The organism is Herbaspirillum lusitanum P6-12 (genome assembly GCF_000256565.1).
In the GTDB taxonomy this organism is placed as follows: domain Bacteria; phylum Pseudomonadota; class Gammaproteobacteria; order Burkholderiales; family Burkholderiaceae_D; genus Herbaspirillum; species Herbaspirillum lusitanum.
This window is the reverse complement of the sequence record NZ_AJHH01000027.1, coordinates 1-5325: the sequence shown is the minus strand read 5'-3', so window position 1 is coordinate 5325 and position 5325 is coordinate 1. Positions and strand designations below refer to the sequence as shown.

Below are 5325 nucleotides of genomic sequence, written 5' to 3'. Positions count from 1 at the left end.
AATCAACGGCGCCGCGCGCAGGCGCTGGACGGCGCGGTGACGTGGCTATCCGCAGCGAGCGGTACGCGATTCACGCTCTGGTTGCCGTTGGCACGCGCGTCCAAACCAACGCTGGACGCCTGAAAAGCGATCAGCTCCGGGAAACCGCATCGTTGCTTTCGCCGATGCCGCTGTTCTGCGCTTCGGCGGCGGCGCTCAAGGCCGGGATGTTGGCCTGGAAGACGATGCCTTCGATTCATCGCTGATGCCGCTCATGGTGCTGCCGCGACATCCCCGCCACCATCAGCAACAACGCCAGCACGCACGCCGCCGCGCCCGCCAGGAACGCCGAACCGTAACCGAAGTAGCCGATCAGCACGCCCACCACCGGACCAGTCAATCCTGCCGCGAGGTCGATGAAGGCCATGAAGGTCGCCACCGCCAGCCCGCGCGAATGCGCGGGCACACGCGCCATCGCCTGCACGCCCATGGACGGGAACACCAGCGAGAAGCCGATGCCGGTCAGCAACGTACCCAGGCCCGCCATCAGCGGATCGTGCGACTGCCACAGCAGCAATTGTCCGACCAGCTCGATTGCCACCGACACCGCACCCACTTTGGCGCCGCCGATGCGGTCCGGCAGATGCGCGAAGAACAGGCGCACGCCGACGTAGCCGACCGAGAAACCGAGGATCGCGATGCCCGCGCCCGACCAGTTGTTGCTGGCGTAGAGCAGCACCAGGAAGCTGGTGATGATGGCGAACGGCATGGCGCTCAGCGCCAGCGCCATGCCGAAGCGCCAGATCAGGCGCAGCACTTCCGACATGGCCACGCCGCCGCCCTTGTTGCCCAATGCAGGCAGACCGCGCAGTGTCGTCGCAATCGCCAGGCCGACCAGCGGCAACACCATGGTGGTCAGCGCCACGCCGGCAAAACCGAAGCGTTGCTGGATCGCGATGCCGATCGGCGCACCGAGTCCCAGTGCGGCGAACATGGCGATACCCTGCCACGCCATCACCTTGCCGGTACGCTGCATGCCGACGCGGCCGATGCCCCAGGTCATGGTGCCGGTAAGGAACAGGCTTTCCGCCGGCCCCATCAGCAGGCGGCCGATGAAGAGCACCTCCAGGCTGGCGCCGGCATCGGCGATCAGCGTCGATGCGAGGTAAAGCAAGCCGGCCGCCGCCGCCATCGGCAAGCCGACTGCGACCGCGCGCTTGGGACCGTGGCGGTCGCAATACGAGCCGGAGAATTTGCGCGACAGGATGGTCGAGAACGACTGGATCCCCACCACCCAGCCGACCGTCAATGCGCTGAAACCGAGCACGCCGTTGACGTGCAACGGCAAGGCCGGCAGCGGAATGCCGATGCACAGGAAACTGGTGAAGACGATGGCGACCAGCGGCAGCAAACCGCTCGCCACGCTGTCATTGGATTGTTGTGTTGTCGTAGTCATGAGGTTATCGGTCCCGAATGGAAATGAGCGGACGTGCGCAGTCGTCGATCGGCAGGGCGATCACTGCAACGGTCGGTATGTCAGCGAGGAAATGCATCGCAGCCTTGGCTGCGGGGAAGTGCAAAGTGGATGTCACTGCGGACAAGGCAAGCTCGTCCTGGAGAAGTAAGCGTATCGTCAATTTTTCACCTTGGCGTTATACACATGCGTGCGACGGAATCGCTGCCTGAACCTTCAGGCATGCACGTGAATGACGCGTTGGTTGACGTGAACGCTTACGTAACGAAGCAAGAGGCCGGCAAGGAGGAAGCGAAGAAAGAAGCGAAGAAAGAAGCGAAGAAAGAAGCAAAGAAAAAACAGCTTCAGCTTAACCCGGGGCGTCCTGTTTCGTTATTTGCGGCCGATTATACAGAATAGTTTTTATTCTTGTCGAGCCGCGTCAACTTGCCACTGCGGCGCACTGACGCGACAAAGCCCGCACGGAGCGGGCTTTGTCGGACGCCGGCAATGTTGCCGCCGGCGGTGCTTCTACAGCGACAGGTTTTCTACAGCTACAACCGTCTTCAACATCAGTTTCAACTGCAACTTCTACTACGGGTACATCTACAACAACAGCTACTACTCAGAGATCAAGCGGCGTTGCGTTCCAGGCGATGCACGTTGTCGCTGTTGATTTCGATCTTGCGCGGCTTCAGCGCTTCAGGCACTTCACGCACCAGTTCGATGCTCAGCAGACCGTTTTCCATCTGGGCGCCGACCACTTTGATATGGTTGGCAAGCTGGAAGCGCTGTTCAAAATCACGCGCCGCGATGCCGCGATGCAGGAAGTTGACGGACTGGTCTTCCTTCTGTTTGCGACCGACAATTTTCAGCGTGTCGTTTTCGGCTTCGATGTCGATTTCAGCATTGCTGAAACCAGCCACGGCCATGGTGATCCGGTATTTGTCTTCGGCAACCAGCTCGATGTTGTAAGGCGGATAGCTCGGTTGCGAATCCGCGCGCTGCGCGTTGTCGAACAGTTGAGCCAGGCGATCGAAGCCGATTGCGGAACGGTAGAGTGGGGAGAAATCATGAGTACGCATAATAGTATCCTTGTAAGAAAAAGCGATAAATGAACGCGAACCTCCATTGAGCATTCGCTGGGCCGGCGGGTGGTCTGCTACTGACTCCCACTGCCTTGTTACCGATATACGTTCGGACTTTTTCTTTTCAAGAGATTTTTTTCATGGCGTTGATTATTTTTTTTGACGTCGATTTTTACCCTTGATTTTCAGGCCCCAGTTTTAAAGTGGCCGGTTAACGGCCGTCGTTTTTCATCGCGGCAACAACCGTGCGCAACACCCCTTGCGCACGCGTATCGCGCACGCTGGTATGCAGCATCACCTGCGCCAGCGGCAACGACGGCAACTTCATGCTCTTGCCGACGTCGATCGCCCCGGCCGGCTTGACGCGATACAACAATGCGGTCACCGCCAGCCCTGCCGTGACCGCCGCCGCGACGGCATGCACTCCGCCGCCGACAAAGACCTCGATCCACGGTATGCCGGCGTCTTCCAGACGGCGCACGGCCAGTTCGCGAATGCCGCAACTGGGCGAAAACGTCGCCAGCCGGAGTGGCTCCCCCGCGCGCGGTTGCCACTGCGGCGCGGCGAACCAGCCCATGCGTTCTTCCTGAATCAGTTCACCATCGCTGCGCTCACCGTCGCGGCGCACGATCACGGCATCGAGCTCACCGCGCTCGTAGAGTGGCATGAGGTCATGCGAGGAAGCGACCCGCACTTCCACCACCACACCGGGATCAAGCGCATGCACCTGCGCCAGTGCACGCGGCAGGCTGGCGCCGGCGACGTGATCGCTGATGCCCACCGAAAATCGGACCGGTCCCTGATCGAGTTGCTCGAGCGCGCGCTCATGCGCGGCCAGCAATTCCCGCGCCGCCGGCAGGAACTGCTGGCCCTCGGCCGACAGCCGCACCTGGCGTGGCGTGCGCTCCAGCAGGCGGCGGCCCAGGCGCTGCTCCAGCTTCTTGAGCTTGAGGCTGATGGCGGACTGCGTGGTGTAGAGCGCCTCGGCCGCACGCGTAAAACTTTGCATATCGGCAACCAAAACAAAAGCCTGGACGGCGTCGAGGTCAAGCGGGCGTTGGGTCGGTTCCATTTTCTGACTCATTGAGATTGCTTATGGATGGACGTTAGTCATTTCAAATGAATATCATTGAAATATACATGGATATATTTTCAAAATGATACACCCGATCTAAGATGCTTGCATACCCACTCGCGATTCATCACTTTCCAAGGAGAACATCATGCCTTTTGCCCGAGTCGTCATCCGCCGCGGCGAGACCCGCGAATATCGCCAGGCCATCCTCGACAATCTTTATGAGGCCATGGTCGAAACCTTCAACGTGCCCGAAGACGACAAGTTCATGGTGATCGATGAATATGATCCGGAGAACTTCGTCTTCAGCAAGACCTACATGAACATCGCGCGCAGCGACAAGTTCGTGATAATCCAGCTGACCGTCAGCAACACGCGCACCATTGAGCAGAAAAAAGCGCTGTACGTACGCATCGTCGAGCGCCTGAACCAACAACCCGGCATCCGTCCGGAAGATATCTTCATCAACCTGGTCGAAGTGAACAAGGAGAACTGGTCGTTCGGCCACGGGCTTGCGCAATACGCGTTGTAGGCTTGTGCGGCAATCCATGCGCCACCCCGGCGCGGGATAGCTGATAGCATGGCAAGCCTGATCAACTTGCCTGCCATCCTCGTCCCATGCCGATAACAAGAACAAAGCCCGCCACGCGCAGTTACCTGCGTCGCATCGCCCTGGTTGTGGCGCTGGTCAGCGCCGGTTGTGCCGCGGCGAGCAAGTATTACGATCCCGAAAAACCCAATCGGACGCCATCCGGCTTCCGCAATACCGCTCCGCAGGAACCGCGCGCATCGCTGCTGAAATGGCAGTGGGAACGCCTCACGCAAGGTTTGCCGAAAGCGCCGGCCAACAACTACAAGTTTCCGATGGCCACGCCCGAGATCGCCTGGCTGCAAGCCAACCAGAGCGTCGCCAGCGTAACCTGGATCAGCCATGCGACGGCGCTGTTGCAAATCAGCGGCATGAACGTGATCACGGATCCGATCTTCTCCGGGCGCGCCTCGCCGTTCAGCTTCGTCGGTCCCTTGCGCAAGGTGCCGCTCAACATCACGCCGGAACAATTGCCGCATATCGACGTGGTCGTGATTTCGCATAATCATTACGATCACCTCGACCAGGCCAGCGTCGAGCAGCTCAACCGTCAGCCTGGCGGACCGCCGCTGTTCCTGGTGCCGCTGGGCGTGAAGGAATGGATGGCCGGCGTCGGCATCACCAACGTGCGCGAAATGGACTGGTGGGACAAGACCAGCGCCGGCAAGCTCGACATTAGCTTCGTGCCGGCGCAGCACTGGTCTGCGCGCAGCCTGACCGACCGCTCCGAGACGCTGTGGGGCGGCTGGGTGATCAAGACTGCCGACGGCGCGCCGCATCCGTTCTCGGTGTTCTTCGCGGGCGACACCGGCTATTCAAAAGACTTCCAGGACATCGGCCGCAAGTTCGGCAGCTTCGACTTCGCGCTGATTCCCATCGGCGCCTACGCGCCGCGCTGGTTCATGCAGGGCCAGCACGTCGATCCGGAACAGGCCGTGCAGATCCACAAGGACGTGCATGCGAAGCGCTCGATCGGGATTCATTGGGGGACCTTCGAACTGGCCGACGAGCCGCTCGACGAACCGCCTCAGTTGCTCGCCGAGGCGGTGAAGAAAGCCGGCTTGCCGGCGCAGGAATTTACCGTGCTCAAACATGGCGAGACGGTGAAGCTGGATTGATCCGGGCATAAAAAAATCGCAGG

Annotated in this window: 7 protein-coding genes; 4 read left to right on the top strand and 3 right to left on the bottom strand. The window is 60.3% G+C overall.

What is annotated here, in order from left to right; translation table 11 throughout:
- Positions 1-245, top strand: a 245-nt coding sequence (locus HLUSI_RS32270; RefSeq protein WP_029362978.1) for a hypothetical protein, incomplete at its 5' end; no start/stop codon positions are given.
- On the opposite strand, the gene HLUSI_RS26415 is transcribed toward HLUSI_RS32270, so the two are convergent.
- Positions 236-1435, bottom strand: coding sequence for an MFS transporter (locus HLUSI_RS26415; RefSeq protein ID WP_040503011.1), 1200 nt, complete (start codon positions 1433-1435; stop codon positions 236-238). The two genes, HLUSI_RS32270 and HLUSI_RS26415, sit on opposite strands and share 10 nt — an antisense overlap.
- A 204-nt stretch (positions 1436-1639) precedes the next feature.
- Between HLUSI_RS26415 and HLUSI_RS32265 the strand changes: the two genes are divergently transcribed.
- Positions 1640-1852 carry a hypothetical protein gene (locus HLUSI_RS32265; RefSeq protein ID WP_157137714.1) on the top strand — a complete coding sequence of 71 codons (213 nt, stop codon included), beginning with the start codon at positions 1640-1642 and terminating at the stop codon, positions 1850-1852.
- Positions 1853-2064: 212 nt separating this feature from the next.
- On the opposite strand, the gene HLUSI_RS0101155 is transcribed toward HLUSI_RS32265, so the two are convergent.
- On the bottom strand, positions 2065-2517 hold the full coding sequence (locus HLUSI_RS0101155) for an Hsp20 family protein (RefSeq protein WP_016832212.1): 453 nt from the start codon (positions 2515-2517) through the stop codon (positions 2065-2067).
- A 214-nt stretch (positions 2518-2731) separates the two neighbouring features.
- Positions 2732-3604 (bottom strand): LysR family transcriptional regulator, encoded by an 873-nt coding sequence (locus tag HLUSI_RS0101150; RefSeq protein ID WP_238533888.1) that lies wholly within the window; start codon positions 3602-3604, stop codon positions 2732-2734.
- Positions 3605-3743: 139 nt separating this feature from the next.
- Between HLUSI_RS0101150 and HLUSI_RS0101145 the strand changes: the two genes are divergently transcribed.
- Both HLUSI_RS0101145 and HLUSI_RS0101140 read left to right on the top strand, forming a co-directional pair.
- Positions 3744-4127: a tautomerase family protein gene (locus HLUSI_RS0101145; RefSeq protein ID WP_016832210.1), complete on the top strand. Its 384-nt coding sequence runs from the start codon at positions 3744-3746 to the stop codon at positions 4125-4127.
- Between the two features lie 86 nt (positions 4128-4213).
- The gene (locus HLUSI_RS0101140) at positions 4214-5302 is read left to right on the top strand and encodes an MBL fold metallo-hydrolase (protein ID WP_040503010.1); all 1089 of its coding nucleotides are present in this window, start codon (positions 4214-4216) and stop codon (positions 5300-5302) included.
- Positions 5303-5325 lie beyond the last annotated feature (23 nt).

Coding starts and splice junctions, on each gene's coding strand:
- HLUSI_RS0101140 (WP_040503010.1), top strand. CDS start 4,214: ATGCCGATAACAAGAACAAAGCCCGCCACGCGCAGTTACCTGCGTCGC.
- HLUSI_RS0101155 (WP_016832212.1), bottom strand. CDS start 2,517: ATGCGTACTCATGATTTCTCCCCACTCTACCGTTCCGCAATCGGCTTC.
- HLUSI_RS0101145 (WP_016832210.1), top strand. CDS start 3,744: ATGCCTTTTGCCCGAGTCGTCATCCGCCGCGGCGAGACCCGCGAATAT.
- HLUSI_RS32265 (WP_157137714.1), top strand. CDS start 1,640: ATGCGTGCGACGGAATCGCTGCCTGAACCTTCAGGCATGCACGTGAAT.
- HLUSI_RS26415 (WP_040503011.1), bottom strand. CDS start 1,435: ATGACTACGACAACACAACAATCCAATGACAGCGTGGCGAGCGGTTTG.
- HLUSI_RS0101150 (WP_238533888.1), bottom strand. CDS start 3,604: ATGAGTCAGAAAATGGAACCGACCCAACGCCCGCTTGACCTCGACGCC.